Genomic DNA, 22289 nt, shown 5'->3' on the forward strand with positions numbered 1-22289 from the left:
TGATGGCCGCTTCGGATGTTCCGGGCGGCCTTTGTTTTTCAATGAGGCTCCCGGCGCTTCCGCCAGACAGGGAACGGAGACGGAAATGACGGTGGAAGTGCTTGAGAACGGCGCGGAGCGATTTGTCACCGCGGGCGGGATATCGATCACGCGCGAGCGCCACGAAACCGCCTATGACGGCGCGATCGAGACCTATGTCGACGGGCTGAATACGCGGCGCGGCGCGGTCTTCTCCTCGAACTACGAATATCCCGGCCGCTACACGCGCTGGGATACCGCCATCATCGACCCGCCGGTCGTCATCTCCTCGCGCGGCCGCGCCATGCGCATCGAGGCGCTGAACCGGCGCGGCGAGGCGATCCTGCCGGCGATCGGAGAAGCGATTTCGCCGCTCTCCGAGATCACTGTGACCGAGCGGAGCGAGCGCCTGATCGCGCTTGACATCGCCGCGCCGGGACGGGTCTTCGCCGAGGAGGAACGCTCGCGCGTGCCGTCGGTCTTCACGGTGCTGCGGGCGATCGTGGCGCTCTTCCGCACGGAGGCCGACCCGAGCCTCGGCCTCTACGGCGCCTTCGGCTACGATCTGGCGTTCCAGTTCGATCCCGTGGAGTACAGGCTGGAGCGCAAGGAGAGCCAGCGCGATCTCGTGCTCTTCCTGCCCGACGAGGTTCTGGTGGTCGACCACCATGCGGCGAAGGCTTGGCACGACCGCTACGACTATGCCGGCAAAGGCTGGACCACCGAAAGCCTTCCGCGCGAGGCCGTGGAAGAGCCGTTCAGGCCGTCCGACCGCATCCCGCCACGCGGCGACCACGAGCCGGGCGAATACGCCAGGCTCGTGCGCAAGGCGATGGAGAGCTTTCGCAAGGGCGACCTCTTCGAAGTCGTGCCCGGCCAGAAGTTCTACGAACGCTGCGAGACCCAGCCGTCCGAGATCGCGCGTCGGCTGAAGACGATCAATCCCTCGCCTTATTCCTTCTTCATCAATCTGGGGCAGGGCGAGTACCTCATCGGAGCGTCGCCCGAAATGTTCGTGCGCGTTTCGGGGCGCCGGGTCGAAACCTGCCCGATCTCGGGCACGATCAAGCGCGGCGAGGATGCGATCTCGGATTCCGAGCAGATCCTGAAGCTCCTGAACTCCAAGAAGGACGAGTCCGAACTCACCATGTGCTCGGACGTCGACCGCAACGACAAGAGCCGCGTCTGCGAGCCGGGTTCGGTGCGGGTGATCGGCCGCCGCCAGATCGAGATGTATTCGCGGCTGATCCACACGGTCGACCACATCGAGGGGCGCCTGCGCGAGGGCATGGACGCCTTCGACGCGTTCCTCTCGCACGCCTGGGCCGTGACCGTGACCGGCGCGCCCAAACTCTGGGCGATGCGCTTCATCGAGCAGAACGAGAAGAGCCAGCGCTGCTGGTATGGCGGCGCGATCGGCATGGTCCATTTCAATGGCGACATGAACACCGGCCTGACGCTGCGCACCATCCGTATCGAGGACGGCATAGCCGAGGTGCGGGCCGGCGCGACCCTGCTTTACGATTCGGTGCCGGACGAGGAGGAGGCCGAGACCGAACTCAAGGCTTCCGCCATGCTTGCCGCCGTCCGGGAAGCCGGGTCCAGCAATGCGCCGAGCTCCGAGCGCCAGTCCGCGCGGGTGGGCGAGGGCGTCTCGATCCTGCTGGTCGACCACGAGGACAGCTTCGTCCACACGCTCGCCAACTACTTTCGCCAGACCGGCGCGCACGTGACCACCGTGCGCACGCCCGTAACCGACGAGGTCTTCGACCGCGTGCAGCCGGACCTCGTCGTGCTGTCGCCCGGCCCCGGTTCCCCGAAGGACTTCGACTGCGCGGCCACGATCGCCAAGGCGCGAGCCCGCGACCTGCCGCTGTTCGGCGTCTGCCTGGGGCTGCAGGCGCTGACGGAAGCCTATGGCGGGGAACTCCGCCAGCTCCACATCCCCATGCACGGCAAGCCCTCGCGCATCCGCGTGACGAAGCCCGGCATCGTCTTTTCCGGCCTGCCGAAGCATGTGACCGTCGGCCGCTATCATTCGCTCTTCGCCGATCCGGTGCGGTTCCCGTCAGACTTCGACGTGACCGCCGAGACGGAGGATGGCGTCGTGATGGCGATCGAACACAGGCGCGAGCCGGTGGCCGCGGTGCAGTTCCATCCCGAGTCCATCATGTCGCTCGGCCAGAACGCCGGCATGCGCATGATCGAGAACGTCGTCGCCCACCTGCCGCGCAAGGCGAAAGTGAAGGTGAAGGCGGCGTGACGTTTCGGGCTTTCATAGGCTCCGCTTCGCTGGGAGGATGAGAGTGCCTGCCAAGAAGCAGATCCAGCGGCTGGCCTTCTACTCCATCTTCGTGGCGCTCGGCGTCATGGGGCTGAAGTTCGTCGCTTGGTGGGTCACCGGCTCGGTGGCGCTCTACTCCGACGCGCTGGAATCGATCGTCAACGTGATTGCGGCGAGCGCCGCCTTCTGGGCGATCCGCGTCAGCCACAAGCCGGCCGATGCCGACCATCCGCATGGTCACCATAAGGCGGAGTATTTTTCGGCCGTCCTGGAAGGCGTGCTCATCGTCCTTGCGGCGCTCCTCATCATCGCCGAGGCCTGGAGCGCCTTGCTGTCGCCGCGCCTGTTCGACGAGCCGGCCCTTGGCCTCGGCATCAACGCGGCGGCCGCGATCGTCAACGCGGTCTGGGCTTACATACTCATCCGGGCGGGTAGGGCGGAACGATCCCCGGCGCTGGTAGCCGACGGTCGCCACATCATGACCGATGTCGTGACCTCGGCCGGCGTGATCGTCGGTCTGCTTGCGGCCCTGGCGACCGGATGGGCGGTGCTCGATCCGCTCCTCGCGGTCGTGGTCGCCCTGAACATCTTGTGGCAGGGATGGAAGGTCATCGCCCAGTCCGTGCAGGGCCTGATGGACGTCGCCGCGGACAGCGAGGACACGCAGAAGATCCGCGACATCATCTCGACCAATTCCAAGGGCGCGCTCGAGGTGCACGATCTCAAGACGCGGATTGCCGGACGTGCGACCTTCATCGAGTTCCACCTCGTCGTCGACAGCGGGATGACCGTCGGCGAGAGCCACCGCATCTGCGACCGTGTCGAGGAAGCGCTGAAGGCGGAGATCCCGTCCGTTCGCGTCATCATCCACGTCGAGCCGGACGACGAGGCCAAGCTGCCGCCAGGCACCACGGCGGTGCCCTTCGCCTGAGCGCCCGAGCCAGCCTCCTTCACATTCCCTTGCGCCACCGCGTCGCGTCTTCGAGTCCCCTTGACCTTCCGGACAAATGTTCCTCATTTGTTCTATCATGACCCGAACGATCGACACCATCGGCCGCGCCGCCCGCCACGACATGCTGATCCGCATCGAATGCGGCCATTGCCGCCATGTCGGCCACCACCGCGCGCACGAGGTGGCCAAGGTGGTGGGCATGGGCCGCTCGATCGAATCGATCCGCTTCGTGTGCTCCCGCTGCAAGACGCCCGCCCGCAAGGCGGTCCCAATCGAGTTCGACCGCGACCGCCCGCCCAAGGTGATCGTCTGGGTTCCGATGGAGCTGAAGCGGTAAGGGGCGGGAAGTGCGACAATCGCGAGGCGCCCCTTCGCCCTGCGCATGATCTCGCCAGGCGCCCCCCTCTGTCGGCTTTGCCGACATCTCCCCCACGAGGGGGGAGATCAGCAGCGTCGCCATCGCCGCGTCTCCTTCGATTTCGAAGGTTGGCGAGATCTAAATGAAGGCCGATCTCCCCCCTCGTGGGGGAGATGCCCGACAGGGCAGAGGGGGGCGCCTCGCGAGATGCTTTCGCAGCAAGCGCTCCGAAAGCCGCGCCCAGCCTACTCCGGAAATACGATCGTCCGCATGCCGTTCAACAGCACCCGGTCCTCCAGATGCGCCCGCACCGCACGCGCAAGCACGCGCCGCTCGATGTCGCGGCCCTTGCGTACGAACTCGGCGGCGCTGTCGCGATGGCTGACGCGTTCGGTGTCCTGCTCGATGATCGGCCCCTCGTCGAGATCGCTGGTAACGTAGTGGGCGGTGGCGCCGATGAGCTTCACGCCGCGCTCGTAGGCCTGGTGGTAGGGCTTCGCGCCCTTGAAGCCGGGCAGGAAGGAATGGTGGATGTTGATGCAGCGACCCGAAAGCCGCGACGACATCTCCTCCGACAGGATCTGCATGTAGCGGGCGAGCACGACCAGATCGACCTTCTCGTCCGCGATGAGCCGCGACAGCTTCTCCTCCTGCTGGGCCTTGGTCGCCTTCGTCACCGGCAGGTGGTGGAAGGGGATGTCGCCGAAGGAGAGGTTCGGATAGGTCTCGCGCGGATAGTTCGAGACGATGCCGGCGACGTCCATGTTGAGCTCGCCCATCCGCCAGCGGTAGAGGATGTCCGCCAGGCAGTGGTCGAACCGCGAGGCCATCAGGAGCACGCGGCGCCGCGCGTTCTGGGCCCGCAGCGACCATGTCATGCCGAAGCGCTCCATGATCGGCGAGAGCAGGCCGCGTACCTGGTCGTCCGTCAGCGGCGCTTCGGCGGCGCCGAAGACCACGCGCGAGAAGAACTGCCCGCTGTCGGGATCGTCGAACTGCTGCAGGTCGGCGATGTTGCCGCCCGCTTCGAAGATGACCTTCGACACCGCGGCGACGATGCCGGGGCGGTTTGCGCAGTAGGCGGTGAGAACGAAGGAATTTTCGGTCAAGTCTGTCTCCAGTTCCGGTGTGGGGGCGGGGGGAAAGGACGGATCGCTCCGCCGGGCGCGGTTGCGGATCAGGTTCCGATCGCAGGCCCGAAGCGGTCGAGAACGAAAGCCAGCACGGCCGCGGTCGTGACGAGGCATAACACGGTCGCTATGATGAGGGCGGCGGCCGCGGTGTTTTCCATTCCGGCCCGGCGGGCGAAGATCGGATAAATCGTCAGCATCGAGACGCTGGAAAACAGGATGCCCGTGGCGGCGAGTTCGGGCGGCACGCCGGGGACCAGCAGGAACGCGCCCGTCACCGCCAGCGGATGCAGGACGAGCTTGCCGAGCACGATCGGCGCGATCTCCATCCCGAGATCGCCGCGCCGCAGCGCCGCGATCGTGCCGCCGACGACGAACAGCGCGACCGGCGCGGACGCCTGGCCGAGCAGATCGATGCTCGAGGCGAGCGGAGCGGGAAACCGCACACCGAGGAAAGAGAGCGCCGCGCCTGCGATGATCGCGATGACGAACGGCATGCGCAACAGCCGCATCGCCGTTTCGCCCAGCATCCTGCGAAGCGAAGCGCCGTTGCTCGTCCCCATCTCCGCCAGGGCCAGCCCGAGCGGGATGATCAGCATGTTCTCGACGATCATCGTCATCGGCATGGCGATCGTGGCCGGCGCGCCAAGCACCAGTGCCGCGATGGGAAATCCGATGAAGCCGGTGTTCGATCCCGCCGCGCCCAGCGCTCCCATTCCGGCACGTTCCAGCGGCCGTCCGAGCCCGAAGCGGATGAACAGGAACACGACGGCGAAGGCTGCGAGCGAGCCGAGCGCATAGGCGGCGAGATAGCCCGGGCTGATCGAGTGGCCCAGATCCTGGTGCGCCAGTGCCGACAGGATCACCGCCGGCAGCGCGAAGTTGATGACGAACCCGCCCAGCCCTTCGATCTGCGCCTGCGAGGCCAGCCCGCTGCGCACCGCCACGAGGCCCAGCCCGATCAGGAACAGGATCGGGAACATCAGCGAGAAGATCTGGAGCATGCGGGCGAATTCGTCTCCTTGACCGGTGGAAACCCGGCGGGGAATTGTCGCGGCGGAACGCCGGGGGAAATATGGAAAGGGGAGGCGTCGGCCTCCCCTTTCCCTGTCTCTGCGACCGTATCAGGCCGGCTGCCGGCTGCGCCAGCTGTCGGCGTAGGATTCGCGGGCGTCGCGCGAATAGGGAACCGGCGAGACCTTGACGCGGATGTCCATCTGGGTCGACGGCTCGACGGTGGTCTTGTCCGTGCCGCCGTTCGGCTCGCCCCACACCAGCGTCAGCACCTCGCCTTCCTTGATGTCGGGGTTGACGATGCCGAGCGAAAGCATGCGGCGCTCGTTGTAGGAGTAGCCGCCGAACATCGAGCCGCCGACCATCTTGCCGTCCTTCATGATCATGTCGAAGGAAGTGGAGGCGTAGTTCGACAGCGGCCAGTCCATGTATTTCACGTTCGGCCCCTCGCGGTCGAACATGGTGGCGAAGGCCTTCACCACGTCCTCCGGGTTCCACTCGAAGGTCACCTTGCGGCGATGCGGCTTGTCCGCGATCTTCTCCAGCGCCTCGCGGCCGATGAAGTCGTGGTCGAACTTCACGTAGATGCCGTAGCCGAGCTCATAGGGCGTCAGGTAGTAGTCCTCGATGTTGTCGGACACATAGGAGCCGCCGATCGCGCCGGTCGCCTCGTAGGAATTGGCCGGCAACCACTCGCGATAGCCCTTGATGCTCTCGCCGGTGTAGATCGCCGGCAGCGGCGAGGGGATCCAGCCGGATTCCAGCGTGTTGGTGGCATAGGCGCGACTCCCTACCGCAACCAGTCCATGGCCTTCGCCGGCCTCCATGATCGCCTCGCGGATCTCGTCGTACTGCTCGTAGGGGCCGTAGAGTTCGAGGCCCGGAACGCCGGCCATGCCGTGGCGCAGCGCGCGCACCTTGCGGCCCTTGATGGTGATGTAGTCCATGTTGAAGAACTTGATTTCCGGCACGGCAGCGCCGTTCAGCTTCTCCAGGATCGCCGGCGCGTTCGGCCCTTGCACCTGGAAGCGGTAGTGGCGGCGCACCACCGGCTTGCCCTGCGGGCGCGACGGCGAGCGCGGATCCTCGGTCAGCTTCACGTCGTAGTTGCCGATCGATGCCTGGTACTGCACCCAGGAAACCGTCGGCGCGCGGCCGACCAGGTTGAACTCGCTCTCGCTCTCGCGGAACATGATCACGTCGCCGATCACGTAGCCTTCCGGCGTCACCGGCACGAAGTGCTTGGCCTTGCCCGGGGTAAAACTCTTGAAGGAGTTGATGGCGAGGTAGGAGAGCAGCTTCTCTGCGTCCGGCCCCTCGACCTTCAGTTCGGCCATGTGGTGCGACTGGTCGAACAGCACGGCCGATTCGCGCCACGCGCGTTGCTCGTCGCGCCAGTTGGCGAATTCCGGCGCCACGACGGGGTAGACGTAGGCGCCGACTTTCGAGTTGCGCAGCATGCGGACGGTGTTGCCGGCCTCCTGCAGTCTCTGTTCCAGGTTCTTCGCACTCATCTTGGGTTTCCTCCTGCTTGAGAGTGGTTGAAAGTATCGGAGAGCGCTTCGCGCCTCGGGTTTCCTATCGTCCGGTCCGGATCAGCGACCCGCCCGGGACCTGCTCCAGCACCTTGTCGTCGCGCAGCGCGAGCCGCAGGTGCCGGCCGGCCAGTCGCGCGTGTTCCTGCATGATCGCCTGCGCGCGGGCGCCCTGCCGGTCGGCGATCGCCTCGGCCACGCAGCGGTGCTGGTCCTGCGCCACGATCAGCACGCCGCGCGATTCCGGCATCAGCGTCTGCGCCTTGATGAAGGCGTTGGGCGACGCGAACGGCAGCGACACCGCCCGCTCGATCTGCCGCTTCAGCGACGGGCTTTCCGCCAGTTCGACGATCAGCGCGTGAAGCCGCGCATTGGCGCTCATGTAGCGCATGAAGCCGTCCTCGCTGTCGAGCGAAGCCGGCACCAGCCTGTCCAGTTCGGCCACGCATTCGTGCAGCGCCGAAAGCCGCACCGTGGAGGATCCGCGCTCGGCGGCGAGCCGCGCCGCGAGTCCCTCCAGCGTTCCGCGGATCTCGATCGCATCGAACACGTCGGTCTCTGAAAAGGACTTCACCGCGAAGCCGCCCGAAGGGATCGCCTCGACGAAGCCCTCCTCTTCCAGGCGCTGCAGGGCGGCCCGCACCGGCGTGCGCGAAATGCCCGTCTGCTCGACGATCGCCAGTTCCGAGACCCGCTCGCCGGGGCCGAGGCTGCCGTTGAGGATCATGCCGCGCATGGCGAGCAGCGCGACGGTGGCGCGCGATTGCCCGCCCGCCTCGCCGCGCCCCTGCGTCTCGAACTGTTCGGCCTTATTCATCGAGCCTCTTGGTTTCGCAACCGCTGTCCTGTTCCAGCCGCGGCGCGAGCTATGTATACAGTCTGTATGCGATAGCTGCCGTTGTCAATTCCGTCAATGGCTATTCGGGGCGCCCATGTGGTCCTTGCGAATGCGCATGGCAAATGTCGCGGCCGGGTCCCGGGCGCTCTCCCGTAGAGCCATGCGCACCACCTGCACGGGCGTTCGTCGCTGCCGGAGCTGCTGCGCTTGGATGGGGCGAAATGTATGCAGGCGGTCAATCCGTCGAGGGCAAATGGCATCGCCTGCATTCCGGCAAATGGAGGGCTTTACCCATGTAGGATCAGTCGTTTCCGGGTATGCGAATGTCGCGGACTGGAAATTGACGTCGCCTGCGCTACCTCATAATGTATACAGAGTGGCCAGATACTGGCCGGCATGCGAGGAGGATACGATGTTCGGGTTTTTCGATCGGCGACAGGAACAGGATGCGCTTGCCGGGTCCGGATCCGATCTTCGTTCCTTCCTGGAAGGGTTCTCGATCGAGGTTATGCCGCGCACCGCCGCCAAGGTCGAAAACTTCCGCGATTTGCTCCCTTCCGGAACGCGCGTATACATCGCGCACATCGAAGGCACCCCGATCGACGACATGGTCTCCACCGCCACGCGCCTCTCCGCGGACGGTTTCGACGTCATGCCGCACATCCCGGCGCGCCTCATCCGCGATGCCGGCGAGCTCGAAACCTGGGTCGGTCGCTACCGCGAGGAGGCGGGCGTCGACCAGGCGCTGCTTCTGGCCGGCGGCGCGGCGCAGCCGGCCGGCGATCTCACCAGTTCGATCGACATGATGGAGACGGGCGTCTTCGAGCGCCATGCCTTCCGCCGCCTGCACGTGGCGGGCCACCCGGAGGGCAACAGGGACATCGATCCCGACGGCTCCTCGACCCGCACCGACGAGGCGCTGGCCTGGAAGCAGGCCTGGGCCGAGCGCACCGGCTGCGCCATGGCCATCACCACCCAGTTCGCCTTCGATGCCGCGCCGATCATCGGCTGGGCCGAGCATCTGGCGGGGCAGGGCATCCGCCTGCCGATCCACGTCGGCGTCGCCGGCCCCGCAAAACTCCAGACGCTGATCAAATACGCCATGGCCTGCGGCGTCGGCCCCTCGATAAAAGTCCTCCAGCGCCGCGCCCTGGACATGCGCAAGCTCCTGATGCCCTACGAGCCCGACGAGGTGGTCGCCGCCCTCGCCGCCTACAAGTCAGAGCATCCTCAGAGCCTGATCGCCAAGGTCCACCTCTTCCCGCTGGGCGGCATCAAGGCAAGTGCGGAGTGGGCTGCGGAGAATGGCGGAGCGCGCGAGGAGCGGGTGGCTGCGGAGTAGCGGGCGGGGGCATCGGGGCACTCGCTGGCGGCATGGGATTCACGGCCGGGGCGCGGACCGCCGGTGTTTGCCGTTAGGGCTCGCGGGGGATGTCGGCTGTCGACCCCTTTGCGGTCGTTCAGGCTGAACCGCAGAGCGCTCAAAACCTGCCGTTCGTTCAGCATCCGCAGTTTGGCTTGAGCGGGTCCGGAAGAAGACAGTCAGCTTGCGTGCTCCGGCTGAACTTTGCAGGAACTAGTCGATCCTGGGTGCGCTCACGACTCTGTCCCAAAGCCGACCTTCATTAGATAACAGCGATTGGCAGTTAGAAGCTAGCGCCGCTGATATCGCCGCCAAGCGCGTAGCGGCCACCTATTACAAACTGCTCGGCGCTCATGGCGGTGTGCTTTGCTGCCGCTCGAACGTCACGTTCGCGCCTCTCGAATGGCTGGGACTCGGCAAGGGCGCGTGCCCCGATGAGATCATTCACCCTTAGCACGATGCGCACCGCGGATTCAGCTGCGTGAGAACAGGCAAGTCGGTAGTTGATGCGGGCCGCGACAACATCAGAGCCCTCGCTTTCGATGGACTCGCACAAGGCCGACATGGCTGACCGCATGTAGGCGCCAGCCGCCCTGCACTTTGCAAGGCAGCGTCCGATCTCGGCCTGAACCAGTTCGCGTTCTGCGAGGGGAAAAGTGATGCCCAATCGACTGTGGCCGCTACTGACCGATATGAGCGCGTCGATCGCACCTTTAGCGATCCCAAGCGGCACTGTGGCAACTGTCCAGACAAAGGCGGAAATGCCCGGAAGGCGATATACGACGCCGGCGACGGTAGGGATTGGCTGAAAGTCGCAAACGAATTCGGCTGGTAGGAATGCGTTGTCCGCCTCGAAGTCCCAGCTTCCGGTGCCTTTCATCCCTGACACATGCCAGTTGTCGATCAGCTTGACGGCCTCGCGGGGCAAGAACGCTAGAACCATCTGCCTGTTGCCTTCGATCACCTCGCAAAGCGGGGCAAAGAACGTAGCGTGAGGCGCGCCGCTGGCAAAAGGCCACCTGCCCGTGATGCGGTATCCGCCCTTGGTAGGGACCGCCTTGCCAATCGCGCCTGTGCTTGAGGCGACGAAGGCCGATTGTTTCCCGAACACCTCCTGTGCGGCGTCCAACGGCAGATAGCCGCCAGCGCGCGAAATGCCGCCTCCGTTTCCGACGAGCCAGCCTATTGTCCCATCGAATGCTGCCGCATGCTCGACCACGGTCATGAAATCGAGGAGCGAAAGCCCGCATCCGCCCAGTTGGGATGGCAGCAGAAGGCGGAAGAGCCCCGCTTCGCTCAGCGCAGCAAACACCTCGTCCGACAGCCTTCGATCCGCGTCAAAGCGCCAGGACTGCGCTGCCAGCAAAGGGCGGATCTGTTCGAACCTTTCGATCATGGTGGCAGCGGTCGATACCGATTGTCCGTCCGGCATGATTATCTCCTTCTAGAATACCGGAATGGTCGGACCCAATGAGATGCGGGGCAACAGCAAAGAATTTGGGGCAAGATGAGCACAATTCATCTAGAGTTTGACGCATGCACCGTCTTCCGCCTCTTCGCGAGCTTCAGGTCTTCGAATCCGCGGCCCGCCTTCTGAGCTTCAGGAAGGCGGCCGAGGAACTGTCGGTCACACCCACAGCCGTTAGCCACCAGATACGGCTGCTGGAACGCTACTGCGGCCAGCCCCTTTTTCAGCGCCAACCTAGGCCCTTGCAGCTCACCACTGCGGGCGCACAGCTTCTGCCGGTTGTCAGGGACGCTTTTCTGTCGATCTCGGACGAGCTTGCCCGTCTTATCCCGGGTAGCCCGATCGGCCATCTTCGGGTGACGACAACCAGCGCCTTTGCCGCGCGCTGGCTGCTGCCGCGCCTGGGAAGTTGGCGAGCGGAAGCGCAGGGATCGACGCTAGAAGTTGTGGGAACGGATGCGGTACTGAACCTTCGCACCGGCGAAGTCGACGTTGCGATCCGTTATGCGCGGCGATCTCCGACAGACGGAGTCGCGGTGGAGTTACTTCGCGATACCTTCCACGTCGTCGCGGCGCCATCGATGCTTCGCGGAGGCATTGGCTTGATTGAGCCTCAGGCGATCCTCGATCTGCCGCGTGTGGAGGTCGGCTGGCCCCTGACTGACGTAGATGCACCCACTTGGCGCCGCTGGGAGGCTGTGGCCCGAGCGGCAGGTCGCCGAATCAGCGGCACCGTCCGGCCACCGCAACTGAAATTCTACGAAGAACACCACGGGATCGAAGCGATCGTGACCGGACAGGGTCTTGGGCTGTGTAGTGATGTCCTGGTTGCACGGGAGCTTCGCGATGGCCGTCTTCTGCGAGTCAGTGATATCGTCCTGCCTGGCTACGGCTTTTACTTTGTTTATCGGGCCGAGCACCCGAGGCGCGGGGCTTTGGAAGCCCTGCTTCGCTGGATGCAGCGGCAAGCCTTCGCGTGAAGACGATTGTCAACATGCGCGTACGCCTGCTCCCTAGGATGTGTACTCATAAACGCCGATGTCCAGTTTCTAGCGGTCACCCGACATCGGCGCGGTCGAGGCGTTTGGCCGCTGCGCGGACGAAGCTGACATTCGGGGCGCACGCTGTCTGAGGCAGGGTAACAGCCGCTTCCGGTCGGACGTTGCTGCATTCATTCCAATTCGTAGATCGTCTATGTTTGCGGTCTGCCCCTATGGCTGACCCGATTCAGTTTTTGGTGCACCACAGGTTCGGGCCTTGCGGCCGGCGAGACCGCTTCGGATGGCGAAAATGGCCACATTTGCGCGGAGTTGGCTCTGATGAGCATCAAAACTCACGACTACGAAAAACACGCCGGAGCATTTGCCGACCTAGAGATGCAAGGGACACAATACCTAGCGTTTCGCGACGTACCCATGCTGATCGGCGAGCACGCAGGTTCCGTCGCATCCGTGCTTGACTATGGCTGCGGCGCGGGTCGCTCAACACGATTTCTGAAGCGCCTTGGCTACGATGCAGTTGGCGTAGACATAAGCCAGGATATGCTCAAGCAAGCTCGCTCCAAGGACGAGGCGGGCCAGTATCACCATGTCCCCAGCGGGCGCCTACCCTTCGAAGACTCCGCTTTCGATCTGATTTTTGCCAGCTACGTGTTCCTCGAAGTTTCGCGGATCGAGGAGATCGAGAATATCCTAAAGGAATTGAAGCGGGTCCTTAAGAAGGATGGGATAATAATCCTCGTGACCTCGTCGACAGAGGCGACCGAGGGAAGCTGGGTATCACTGACGTACGCGTTTCCCGAGAACGACAAATCGCTCCAAAGCGGTGACACAGTGAAGCTGCTGATCCAAGGCATCGACGTCGTCTTGTATGACTATTTCTGGACGGAGGGGGATTACATCGGGGCAGCCCAACGCGCCGGCCTGGACCTTGTCACGCTTCACAAGCCGCTCGGTTTGCCTGACGAAGCAATTGAATGGCGCGACGAAACGAAGATGTCACCGATCGCAATATACATCTTTAGGAATCTGTCCTCGATGTAGTAGCCATGAGAGGGCGACAAGCATCGTCAGAAGTGGGCTTCTGCGCCACGCACGAATGTCTTGGAAGGGCTCGAAGCGGTCAAGCGGTCGCCGGTCCGTATGTCGGAAAGCTGAACGAGTTCGGACGTTCGCGGTGCGCGTTGATGCCACGAAGTGCCGACCTTGGACGGCCCGACCTTTTCAGTACACGGCTGCATTTAGCTGTGATACATTTTGCGCGCGCAGGGCTGGAATTATATGTCGTCTATACCCTGCGAAACCAGACTACTTCATCTTTTGCACGGTTGGCTGCGCGATATGACCCGCGATCAGATGCTCGCTCACCTTCGCACTGCAGATGCTGTCGCGCGTGAGGCAGCGGCGCATGGCCATCATCCCTTCGGGGCTGTTCTGGTTGGTCCTGACAACACGATCCTCATGCGTCAAGGCAATATCGACACGGTTCATCACGCTGAAACCGAGCTCGCCCGGCGTGCCGCCATCGCATACGAGCCGGAATTCCTGTGGCAATGCACGCTAGTCTCAACCGGCGAACCCTGCGCGATGTGCACCGGAACACTTTACTGGGCGAACATTGGCCGCTTGGTTTACGGTTACGAAGAGGCGAAGCTCCTCGTGCTGACCGGCAACAATTCCAAGAACCCGACCATCAACCTGCCCTCTCGCACCGTGCTCGGCCACGGACAGAAGGAGATCGAGGTGCACGGCCCTTTCCCTGAAATCGAGGGCGAACTCCTCGCACCGCACCGGACCTTCTGGCAGTCGTAACCTAACGCGCCCCGTCCCCCGCGCAGGGTTTCGAAACGCACTGCGTCGCTCCCGAAACCCGCCGTTCCGCATTCCACCCCAATCCCGCCAACACCCCAGCGAGCCCTCACCGCCCCTCCCCATAATACCCCCGATACCACTCCACGAACCTCCCCACGCCCTCCCGGAGCGTCGTCTTCGGCGCGAACCCCGTCTCCGCGACCAGTTCCTCGATATCGGCAAACGTGTTTTCCACGTCGCCGGCCTGCATGGGCATCATGTTCAGCTTCGCCTTGCGGCCGAGCGCGTCCTCGATGGCACCGATGAAGTCGAGGAGGCCGACGGGAAAATTGTTGCCGACGTTGAAGATGCGGTAGGGCGCGGTGGAGCGGGAGGGGTCGGCGTCGAGCGTCTCGCGGTCGGCCGCCGGCTGCGGCATGCGGTCGAGCAGCGCCAGGATCTGCGCCACCATGTCTTCCACATAGGTGAAGTCGCGCGAGGACTTTCCCTCGTTGTAGACGTCGATCGGCTCGCCCGCGAGGATGGCGCGCACGAACTTGAAATAGGCCATGTCGGGCCGGCCCCAGGGGCCGTAGGCGGTGAAGAAGCGCAGGCCCGTCACCGGCAGCCGGTAGAGGTGGGCATAGCTGTGCGCCATCAGTTCGTTCGCCTTCTTCGTCGCCGCGTAGAGGCTGAGCGGATGGTCGACATTGTCGCGCACCGAGAAGGGCAGCTTGGTGTTGCCGCCGTAGACGGAACTCGACGAGGCGAAGATCAGGTGCGGCGTCTTCTGGAGCCGGCAGCCTTCCAGCACGTGCAGGAAGCCGGTGAGGTTGGACGCTGCGTAGAGATGCGGCTGGTCGAGCGAGTGGCGCACGCCCGCCTGCGCGGCCATGTGGACGACGCGGTCGTAGGCCGGCCGCGCGAACACCGCCTCCATCGCCGCGCGGTCCTCTAGCGAGCATTCCACGAGCGAGAAGCCATCCGAGCGGGCGAGCCGTTCCGCCCGCGCCCGCTTTAGCGACGGGTCGTAGTACCCGTTGAAATTGTCGAGCCCGACGACCTCGTGCCCCTTTTCGAGCAGGGCCGAGGCGATGTGAAACCCGATGAAGCCCGCCGCTCCCGTCAGGAGGATGCGCAAGATCTCTGCTCCCGGTTCGTTGCCTGATTCGCTGAATGCGCGGGAGTTCGATCCCGCCGGGCGGAAGGCGCAGTTGTCCCCGCCACCCTCACGCTCCCATGATCGGAGAGCCTGTTAACGGCGAACGCGGGTTTGGGCAACGCATCAACTGACATCTTCGCGCTGCAGGGAGGCTCAAGCTCGACCGGCGCTCCCCGCTGCGGGCCAAAACGGACCGGGCGTAAACGCTGTTAACATTTGTTATCCCCGGTCAATCCGGTTATCTCTGTTGAATTTGAAGCGGGTCAGTCTAGCATACGCGTGGGAGGAATGCTGGAGACCTGACGCGGGCCGGTCGCGATACCTGCCCGCATCGCAGAGGAACCACCATGGACCGGGCGACGACCATCGAACTCCCACCTGTCGTGCATGACAATGATCCGAAGGCGCTGGCCGCCGAGATCCTGAGCTGCCTCACCTATCGCGTCGGCAAGGATTCCTCCGTCGCCACGCAGTACGACTGGCTGACCGCCGCGATCAAGGTCGTGCGCGACCGCATCATCGAGCGCTGGATCGCTTCCACGAAGGAAGCCTACGAAAAGAAGCAGAAGCGCGTCTATTACCTTTCGATGGAGTTCCTCATCGGACGGCTGATGCGCGACGCCTTCTCCAATCTCGGCCTCATGGAAAACATGCGCGAGGCTCTCCAGAGCCTCAATGTCGACATCGACATGATCGCCGGCCTGGAGCCTGACGCCGCCCTCGGCAATGGCGGCCTCGGCCGGCTCGCCGCCTGCTTCATGGAAAGCATGGCCTCGGTCGACCTGGCCGCGCATGGATACGGTATCCGCTACGTCCACGGCCTCTTCCGCCAGGAGATCCAGGACGGCTGGCAGGTCGAGCTTCCCGAGACATGGCTCGACCACGGCAATCCCTGGGAGTTCGAGCGCCGCGAGCGTTCCTTCGAGATCGGCTTCGGCGGCACGGTGGAATCGATCACGTCGAAGGACGGCAGACTGGAACGGCACGTGTGGAAACCGCAGGAGCACGTGCTGGCGGTGGCCTACGACACCCCGGTCGTCGGCTGGCGCGGCCGCCGCGTCAACACGCTGCGCCTCTGGTCGGCGATGGCCGTCGACCCAATCCTTCTGGCCGCCTTCAACGCCGGCGATCACATCGGCGCGCTCAAGGAGGCCAATCAGGCCGCCTCGCTGACGCGGGTGCTCTACCCCGCCGACAGCCACCAGGCGGGCCAGGAACTGCGGCTGCGCCAGGAGTATTTCTTCTCCGCCGCGTCGCTGCAGGACATCCTCGAGCGCCATCTCAGCCAGTATGGCGAACTGCATTCGCTGCCGGACAAGGCCGCGATCCATCTCAACGACACGCACCCGGCGATCGCGATCGCCGAACTGATGCGCCTTCTGATGGACGTCCACGGCCATGACTTCGACATGTCGTGGGACATCACCAAGCGCACCTTCGCCTATACCAACCACACGCTGCTGCCCGAGGCGCTGGAGAGCTGGCCCATTCCGGTCTTCGAGCGATTGTTGCCGCGCCACATGCAGATCATCTACGCGATCAACGCCGAGGTCCTCCTGGAGGCGCGCAGCTACCAGCGCTACAGCGACGAACAGATCAGCCGCATCTCGCTCATCAACGAGGGCGCCGAGCGCCGGGTGAGGATGGGCAATCTGGCCTTCGCAGGCTCTCATTCGGTCAATGGCGTTTCGGGACTGCACACGGAACTGATGAAGGAGACCGTGTTCTCGGACCTGCATAATCTCTATCCCGCCAGGATCAACAACAAGACCAACGGCATCACGCCGCGCCGCTGGCTGATGCAGTGCAATCCCGGATTGACCGGCCTCATCCGCGAGGCGATCGGCGACCGCTTCCTCGACGACACCGAGGCACTTTCGGAACTCGACCGTTTCGCCGACGACGCCGCCTTCCGGGAAAAGTTCGCCAGCGTGAAGCGCGAGAACAAGAACCGGCTGTCGAACTACATCGCCGAGCGGCTCAGCCTGCGCGTCGATCCGTCCGCCATGTTCGACGTGCAGATCAAGCGCATCCACGAATACAAGCGCCAGCTCCTCAACATCATCGAGGCCGTGGCGCTCTACGACCAGATACGCTCGCACCCGGAAAAGGACTGGATGCCGCGGGTAAAATTCTTCGCGGGCAAGGCGGCGCCGAGCTATCACATCGCCAAGCTGATCATAAAGCTCGCCAACGACGTGGCGCGCGTCATCAACCGCGATCCGGCGGTGCGCGGACTTCTCAAGGTGGTCTTCGTGCCGAACTACAGCGTCTCGGTGGCCGAGACGATGGTCCCTGCCGCCGATCTTTCCGAGCAGATTTCGACGGCGGGTCTGGAGGCGTCGGGAACCGGCAACATGAAGTTTGCGCTCAACGGCGCGATCACCATCGGCACGCTCGACGGCGCCAACGTCGAGATCAGCGAATGCGTCGGCGCCGACAACATCGTCATCTTCGGGCTGACGGCCGAGGAGGTCGAGCGCAGGAAGCGCGAAGGCTATGTCCCGCGCGCCACGATCGAAAAGTCGCCGGAACTGGCGCAGGCGCTTTCCGCGATCTCCTCGGGCGTGTTCTCGCCGGATGACCCGGCCCGCTACCGCGACCTGATCAACGGCATCTACGAGCGCGACTGGTTCATGGTCGCCGCCGATTTCGACGCCTATGCGGATGCGCAGCGCCGGGTCGACGACATCTGGCGCAACGCGCCCGACTGGTATGCCAAGGCGATCCGCAACACCGCGAACATGGCGTGGTTCTCATCGGACCGGACCATCCGCGAATATGCCCGCGACATCTGGGACGTTCATACGGGCGAGGTTCTGTCCAGACAGGCTTGAGGCCGTGCGGGCGGCGGACCATCCGTCAGATCGCGCATCCGGACGCAGGCGACGCGCGTTCGCGGCGCCAGTGAAAACCCTTCCGCGCCCGCGAGTCCGTGGCCGCCACGACGGGCGGGGACGCAATTTGGCAATCTTGGCCCGTGACTTCTCCTCCCGTTGCGGCGATCATGCGTGGAAATGATCCGCGAAAATTGGAGGGGGAGGAGACATTGACGGAGAAACGCATCCAGCCGCTCGCTCGCGATGCGATGGCCTATGTGCTCGCGGGCGGGCGTGGCAGCCGTCTGAAGGAACTGACCGACGTGCGGGCGAAGCCTGCCGTCTATTTCGGCGGCAAGACGCGCATCATCGATTTCGCCCTGTCGAATGCCCTCAACTCCGGCATCCGGCGCATCGGTGTGGCGACGCAATACAAGGCGCATTCCCTGATCCGCCACCTGCAGCGGGGATGGAACTTCTTCCGTCCCGAGCGCAATGAGAGCTTCGACATCCTGCCGGCCAGCCAGCGCGTGTCCGAGACGCAATGGTATGAGGGAACTGCGGACGCGGTCTATCAGAACATCGACATCATCGAGGATTACGGCGTGGAGTTCATGGTCATCCTGGCCGGGGACCACATCTACAAGATGGACTACGAGTCCATGCTGCGCGAACATGTCGAGACCGGCGCCGACGTCACCGTCGGCTGCCTCGAGGTGCCGCGCATGGAGGCGACCGGTTTCGGCGTCATGCATGTCGACACCCAGGACCGGATCGTCTCCTTCGTCGAGAAGCCGGCGGACCCGCCCGGCATGCCCGACAAGCCGGATTTCGCGCTGGCATCGATGGGCATCTACGTGTTCCGGACCAGCTTCCTGATGGAGGAACTGCGCCGCGATGCCAGCCAGCCCGGCTCGAACCGCGACTTCGGCAAAGACATCATTCCGCACATCGTCGCCAACGGAAAGGCGGTGGCGCACCGCTTCTCGAAATCCTGCGTACGCTCGAACTTCGAGACCGAGTCCTATTGGCGCGACGTCGGCACGGTCGACGCCTACTGGGAAGCGAACATCGATCTGACCGACATCACGCCCGAACTCGACCTCTACGACCGCGACTGGCCGATCTGGACCTATGCCGAGATCAAGCCGCCGGCGAAGTTCGTCCACGACGAGGAGGGCAGGCGCGGATCGGCCGTCTCGTCGCTCGTGGCGGGCGACTGCATCATCTCGGGCGCGAAGCTGCGCAGGTCGCTGATCTTCACCGGAGCCCGGGTGAACTCGTTCTCCATGCTCGACGAGGCGGTGGTGCTCCCGGACTGCTTCGTCGGCCGCAATGCGCGGCTGACGCGGGTCGTGATCGATCGCGGCGTGCGCATTCCCGAAGGGCTCGTGGTCGGCGAGGATCCCGACGTGGACGCGAGCCGCTTCCGCCGCACGGAAAGGGGCGTCTGCCTGATCACGCAGAAAATGATCGATCGGCTCGGCACTTGAATGCAGGTCCTCGCTGTCGCATCGGAAATCTTCCCGCTCGTGAAGACGGGCGGGCTGGCCGACGTGGCCGGCGCACTTCCGGGCGCGCTCGCGGCCCACGGGGTCACGGTCCGGACCCTCGTGCCCGGCTACCCCGCGGTCATGAAGGCGCTCGCACGGCATTCCGCGCCGGTCCGGCATTATGACGAACTCTTCGGGGGCGCCGCCTCGGTCGTCGCCGCCGAAGTGGAGGGGCTGAACCTTCTCGTCCTCGATGCGCCGCACCTCTTCGACCGTCCGGGGCTCTACGGCGACGGCGGCGACTACGACGACAACTGGCGCCGCTTCGCCGCGCTCGGCAAGGCCGGCGCCGACATCGCCGAGCACGGCGTGCCGCACTTCCGGCCCGATCTCGTCCATGCCCACGACTGGCAGGCGGCGATGACCCTGGTCTACATGCGCTACGGCAACGCGCATGCGGTTCCGTCCGTCATGACCATCCACAACCTGGCCTTCCAGGGACAGTTCGCCGGCTCGATCTTTCCATGGCTCGGCCTGCCCGATGCGGCGATGTCGATCCACGGCGTGGAGTACTACGGCGGCGTCGGGTTCCTGAAAGCGGGGATTCAGGCCGCGAGCGCGATCACGACCGTCAGTCCGACCTATGCGAAGGAGATCCGCACGCCGGAGTTCGGCATGGGGCTGGACGGGTTGCTGAACGGACGGGCCTCCGATCTCCACGGCATCGTCAACGGGATCGACACGACGATCTGGGACCCCGAGACCGATCCGCACCTGCCGTCGACCTACGGCCCCCGCTCACTGGTGAAGCGGCGGCGAAACCGCGCCGCGGTCGAGGCCAGGTTCGGTCTCGACGACGACGCCTCCCCGCTCTTTTGCGTCGTCAGCCGCATGACCTGGCAGAAGGGCATCGACCTCCTGGTCGACGTGCTGGACGCTATCGTCGCCGCCGGCGCGAAGCTGGCTATCCTGGGCTCGGGCGATCACGCGATGGAAGGCGCGCTCCTGTCAGCGGCCGCGCGCCACAGGGGACGTTTCGGTATCGTCATCGGCTACGACGAGCCGCTCTCGCACCTCATGCAAGCCGGTTGCGACGGCATCCTCATCCCATCGCGTTTCGAGCCGTGCGGCCTGACGCAGCTTTACGGCCTGCGCTATGGCTGCGTCCCGATCGTGTCGCGCACCGGCGGGCTGGCCGACACGGTCATCGACGCCAACGAGGCCGCGGTCGCGGCCGGCGTGGCGACGGGGCTCCAGTTCTCGCCGATCGATGCATCATCCCTCTTGCGGGCGATCGAACGGGCGATTTTCCTCCATCGCGATCCGGGGGTGTGGACGTCGATGCAAAAGCAAGGGATGAAGGCGGACGTCTCCTGGGACCGCAGCGCCGGGCGTTACGCGAGCCTCTACGAGACGCTCATTTCAGAAGAGTGATTGATGATCAGAACCGTTGCCACCACGCCCTATGACGACCAGAAGCCCGGCACATCGGGACTGCGCAAGAAAGTGCCCGTCTTCCAGCAGCCCAACTACGCCGAGAACTTCATCCAGTCGGTCTTCGACAGCCTCGAAGGCTTCAAGGGCAAGACGCTCGTGATCGGCGGCGACGGGCGCTACTACAACCGGGAGGTCATCCAGACCGCGATCCGCATGGCCGCCGCGAACGGCTTCGGCCGCGCGATCGTCGGCAAAGGTGGCATCCTGTCCACGCCTGCTGCCTCCAACGTGATCCGCAAGCACGGCGCCTTCGGCGGGCTCGTGCTTTCGGCCAGCCACAATCCGGGCGGCCCGAACGAGGATTTCGGCATCAAGTACAATGTCGGCAATGGCGGCCCGGCGCCGGAGCGCATCACCGAAGCGGTGTTCGCCCGCTCGAAGGAGATCGACCGCTACCTGATCAGCGACGGCGCCGACATCGACATCGACGAGGTCGGCGAGGGTTCCGTGGACGGAATGACGGTCGAGATCATCGATCCCGTCGCCGACTATGCCGCGCTGATGGAGACGCTGTTCGATTTCGCGGCGATCAGGGCCATGTTCCAGGGCGGGTTCCGCATGGCCTTCGACGCCATGCATGCCGTCACCGGACCCTACGCGAAGGACATTCTCGAGCGGCGTCTCGGCGCGCCAGGGGGCAGCGTCCGCAACTTCGTTCCGCTGCCGGATTTCGGCGGGCATCATCCGGACCCGAACCTCGTCCATGCGAAGGAACTCTACGACCTGATGATGTCGGCCGGCGCGCCCGATTTCGGCGCGGCCTCGGATGGCGACGGCGACCGCAACCTGATCATCGGCAAGGGCATCTTCGTCACGCCGTCGGACTCGCTCGCCATGCTCGCCGCCAACGCGCATCTGGCGCCGGGCTATGCAGGCGGCCTGGCCGGCATCGCGCGCTCGATGCCCACGAGTGCCGCCGCTGACCGCGTCGCGGAAAAACTCGGGATCGGCCTCTACGAGACGCCGACCGGCTGGAAGTTCTTCGGCAACCTGCTCGACGCCGGCAAGGTGACGATCTGCGGCGAGGAAAGTGCCGGAACCGGTTCCGACCACGTCCGGGAAAAGGACGGGCTGTGGGCCGTGCTGCTGTGGCTCAACATCCTTGCCGTGCGCCGGCAGAGCGTGAAGGAGATCGCCGCCGCCCACTGGGCGGAGTATGGCCGCAACTACTATGCCCGCCACGACTACGAGGCGGTGGACACGGACGCGGCGAACCGGCTGATGGCCGAACTGCGCGGCAAGCTTGCCGACCTGCCGGGCATGGAGGTGAACGGCCTGACGATCGCCTTCGCCGACGACTTCGAATACCGCGACCCCGTCGACCAGTCGGTCAGCCGGCACCAGGGTGTGCGCATCGGCTTCGAAGGGGGATCGCGCGTGGTCTTCCGGCTTTCGGGGACCGGCACGTCGGGGGCCACGCTGCGCGTCTACCTGGAGCGCTATGAGAGCGGCCCCGGCCGTCTCGACCTCGCCACCTCCGACGCGCTCGCCGAACTCGTCGCCGCGGCTGACGAAATCGCCGGGATCGCGCGCCACACTGGCCGGACCGAACCGGACGTCGTCACCTGA

17 protein-coding genes are annotated in these 22289 nt (G+C 64.7%); 11 read left to right on the forward strand and 6 right to left on the reverse strand.

All coding sequences use genetic code 11. The features are described from left to right. The first annotated feature begins 85 nt into the window (after window positions 1-85). From ABGN05_RS20615 to ABGN05_RS20625, 3 genes are all read left to right on the forward strand, one after another. Window positions 86-2281, forward strand: a complete 2196-nt coding sequence (locus tag ABGN05_RS20615; protein WP_367955937.1) for an anthranilate synthase — start codon at window positions 86-88, stop codon at window positions 2279-2281. A gap of 37 nt (window positions 2282-2318) precedes the next feature. Beyond that, entirely contained in the window at window positions 2319-3233 is a 915-nt protein-coding gene (locus tag ABGN05_RS20620; protein WP_373695964.1) for a cation diffusion facilitator family transporter, read from the forward strand. Window positions 3234-3330: 97 nt separating this feature from the next. Beyond that, on the forward strand, window positions 3331-3591 hold the full coding sequence (locus ABGN05_RS20625) for a hypothetical protein (RefSeq protein ID WP_367955939.1): 261 nt from the start codon (window positions 3331-3333) through the stop codon (window positions 3589-3591). 266 nt (window positions 3592-3857) lie between these two features. On the opposite strand, the gene purU is transcribed toward ABGN05_RS20625, so the two are convergent. The 4 genes from purU to ABGN05_RS20645 all read right to left on the reverse strand — a co-directional run bounded on the left by purU (window position 3858) and on the right by ABGN05_RS20645 (window position 8108). Further along, window positions 3858-4721, reverse strand: coding sequence for a formyltetrahydrofolate deformylase (gene purU / locus ABGN05_RS20630; RefSeq protein ID WP_367955940.1), 864 nt, complete (start codon window positions 4719-4721; stop codon window positions 3858-3860). A gap of 68 nt (window positions 4722-4789) precedes the next feature. Beyond that, window positions 4790-5746, reverse strand: coding sequence for an AEC family transporter (locus ABGN05_RS20635; RefSeq protein ID WP_367955941.1), 957 nt, complete (start codon window positions 5744-5746; stop codon window positions 4790-4792). A 120-nt stretch (window positions 5747-5866) separates the two neighbouring features. After that, a complete protein-coding gene (gene ligM / locus ABGN05_RS20640; protein WP_367955942.1) occupies window positions 5867-7270 on the reverse strand; it encodes a vanillate/3-O-methylgallate O-demethylase in 1404 nt (467 codons plus the stop codon). Window positions 7271-7334: 64 nt separating this feature from the next. After that, window positions 7335-8108, reverse strand: coding sequence for a GntR family transcriptional regulator (locus ABGN05_RS20645; RefSeq protein WP_367955943.1), 774 nt, complete (start codon window positions 8106-8108; stop codon window positions 7335-7337). A 433-nt stretch (window positions 8109-8541) separates the two neighbouring features. Between ABGN05_RS20645 and ABGN05_RS20650 the strand changes: the two genes are divergently transcribed. Continuing rightward, window positions 8542-9471 (forward strand): methylenetetrahydrofolate reductase, encoded by a 930-nt coding sequence (locus tag ABGN05_RS20650; RefSeq protein ID WP_367955944.1) that lies wholly within the window; start codon window positions 8542-8544, stop codon window positions 9469-9471. A 304-nt stretch (window positions 9472-9775) separates the two neighbouring features. Here ABGN05_RS20650 and ABGN05_RS20655 read toward each other — a convergent pair whose 3' ends face one another. Beyond that, entirely contained in the window at window positions 9776-10924 is a 1149-nt protein-coding gene (locus ABGN05_RS20655; RefSeq protein ID WP_367955945.1) for an acyl-CoA dehydrogenase family protein, read from the reverse strand. 104 nt (window positions 10925-11028) lie between these two features. Between ABGN05_RS20655 and ABGN05_RS20660 the strand changes: the two genes are divergently transcribed. The 3 genes from ABGN05_RS20660 to ABGN05_RS20670 all read left to right on the forward strand — a co-directional run bounded on the left by ABGN05_RS20660 (window position 11029) and on the right by ABGN05_RS20670 (window position 13770). After that, window positions 11029-11940 carry a LysR substrate-binding domain-containing protein gene (locus ABGN05_RS20660; RefSeq protein ID WP_367955946.1) on the forward strand — a complete coding sequence of 304 codons (912 nt, stop codon included), beginning with the start codon at window positions 11029-11031 and terminating at the stop codon, window positions 11938-11940. 339 nt (window positions 11941-12279) lie between these two features. Further along, window positions 12280-13002: a class I SAM-dependent methyltransferase gene (locus ABGN05_RS20665; protein WP_367955947.1), complete on the forward strand. Its 723-nt coding sequence runs from the start codon at window positions 12280-12282 to the stop codon at window positions 13000-13002. A gap of 297 nt (window positions 13003-13299) precedes the next feature. Then, complete coding sequence (locus tag ABGN05_RS20670) at window positions 13300-13770, forward strand: nucleoside deaminase (protein WP_367955948.1); 471 nt, start codon at window positions 13300-13302, stop codon at window positions 13768-13770. Window positions 13771-13876: 106 nt separating this feature from the next. Here ABGN05_RS20670 and ABGN05_RS20675 read toward each other — a convergent pair whose 3' ends face one another. Further along, entirely contained in the window at window positions 13877-14890 is a 1014-nt protein-coding gene (locus ABGN05_RS20675) for an NAD-dependent epimerase (RefSeq protein ID WP_367955949.1), read from the reverse strand. Between the two features lie 368 nt (window positions 14891-15258). On the opposite strand from ABGN05_RS20675, the gene ABGN05_RS20680 reads away from it, so the two are divergent. From ABGN05_RS20680 to ABGN05_RS20695, 4 genes are all read left to right on the forward strand, one after another. Then, a complete protein-coding gene (locus ABGN05_RS20680) occupies window positions 15259-17748 on the forward strand; it encodes a glycogen/starch/alpha-glucan phosphorylase (RefSeq protein WP_367955950.1) in 2490 nt (829 codons plus the stop codon). A gap of 212 nt (window positions 17749-17960) precedes the next feature. Beyond that, a complete protein-coding gene (glgC, locus tag ABGN05_RS20685) occupies window positions 17961-19223 on the forward strand; it encodes a glucose-1-phosphate adenylyltransferase (RefSeq protein ID WP_367955951.1) in 1263 nt (420 codons plus the stop codon). Then, entirely contained in the window at window positions 19224-20657 is a 1434-nt protein-coding gene (gene glgA / locus ABGN05_RS20690; protein WP_367955952.1) for a glycogen synthase GlgA, read from the forward strand. 3 nt (window positions 20658-20660) lie between these two features. After that, complete coding sequence (locus tag ABGN05_RS20695) at window positions 20661-22289, forward strand: alpha-D-glucose phosphate-specific phosphoglucomutase (RefSeq protein ID WP_373695965.1); 1629 nt, start codon at window positions 20661-20663, stop codon at window positions 22287-22289.

This window comes from Aquibium pacificum (assembly GCF_040839445.1).
Lineage (GTDB): Bacteria > Pseudomonadota > Alphaproteobacteria > Rhizobiales > Rhizobiaceae > Aquibium > Aquibium pacificus.

Excerpts from the sequence above, each read along its gene's own strand:
- ABGN05_RS20615 (WP_367955937.1), top strand. The coding sequence starts at position 86 with ATGACGGTGGAAGTGCTTGAGAACGGCGCGGAGCGATTTGTCACCGCG.
- ABGN05_RS20620 (WP_373695964.1), top strand. The coding sequence starts at position 2,319 with ATGAGAGTGCCTGCCAAGAAGCAGATCCAGCGGCTGGCCTTCTACTCC.
- ABGN05_RS20625 (WP_367955939.1), top strand. The coding sequence starts at position 3,331 with ATGACCCGAACGATCGACACCATCGGCCGCGCCGCCCGCCACGACATG.
- ABGN05_RS20635 (WP_367955941.1), bottom strand. The coding sequence starts at position 5,746 with ATGCTCCAGATCTTCTCGCTGATGTTCCCGATCCTGTTCCTGATCGGG.
- ligM (WP_367955942.1), bottom strand. The coding sequence starts at position 7,270 with ATGAGTGCGAAGAACCTGGAACAGAGACTGCAGGAGGCCGGCAACACC.
- ABGN05_RS20645 (WP_367955943.1), bottom strand. The coding sequence starts at position 8,108 with ATGAATAAGGCCGAACAGTTCGAGACGCAGGGGCGCGGCGAGGCGGGC.
- ABGN05_RS20650 (WP_367955944.1), top strand. The coding sequence starts at position 8,542 with ATGTTCGGGTTTTTCGATCGGCGACAGGAACAGGATGCGCTTGCCGGG.
- ABGN05_RS20655 (WP_367955945.1), bottom strand. The coding sequence starts at position 10,924 with ATGCCGGACGGACAATCGGTATCGACCGCTGCCACCATGATCGAAAGG.
- ABGN05_RS20660 (WP_367955946.1), top strand. The coding sequence starts at position 11,029 with ATGCACCGTCTTCCGCCTCTTCGCGAGCTTCAGGTCTTCGAATCCGCG.
- ABGN05_RS20665 (WP_367955947.1), top strand. The coding sequence starts at position 12,280 with ATGAGCATCAAAACTCACGACTACGAAAAACACGCCGGAGCATTTGCC.
- ABGN05_RS20670 (WP_367955948.1), top strand. The coding sequence starts at position 13,300 with ATGACCCGCGATCAGATGCTCGCTCACCTTCGCACTGCAGATGCTGTC.
- ABGN05_RS20680 (WP_367955950.1), top strand. The coding sequence starts at position 15,259 with ATGGACCGGGCGACGACCATCGAACTCCCACCTGTCGTGCATGACAAT.
- glgA (WP_367955952.1), top strand. The coding sequence starts at position 19,224 with ATGCAGGTCCTCGCTGTCGCATCGGAAATCTTCCCGCTCGTGAAGACG.
- ABGN05_RS20695 (WP_373695965.1), top strand. The coding sequence starts at position 20,661 with ATGATCAGAACCGTTGCCACCACGCCCTATGACGACCAGAAGCCCGGC.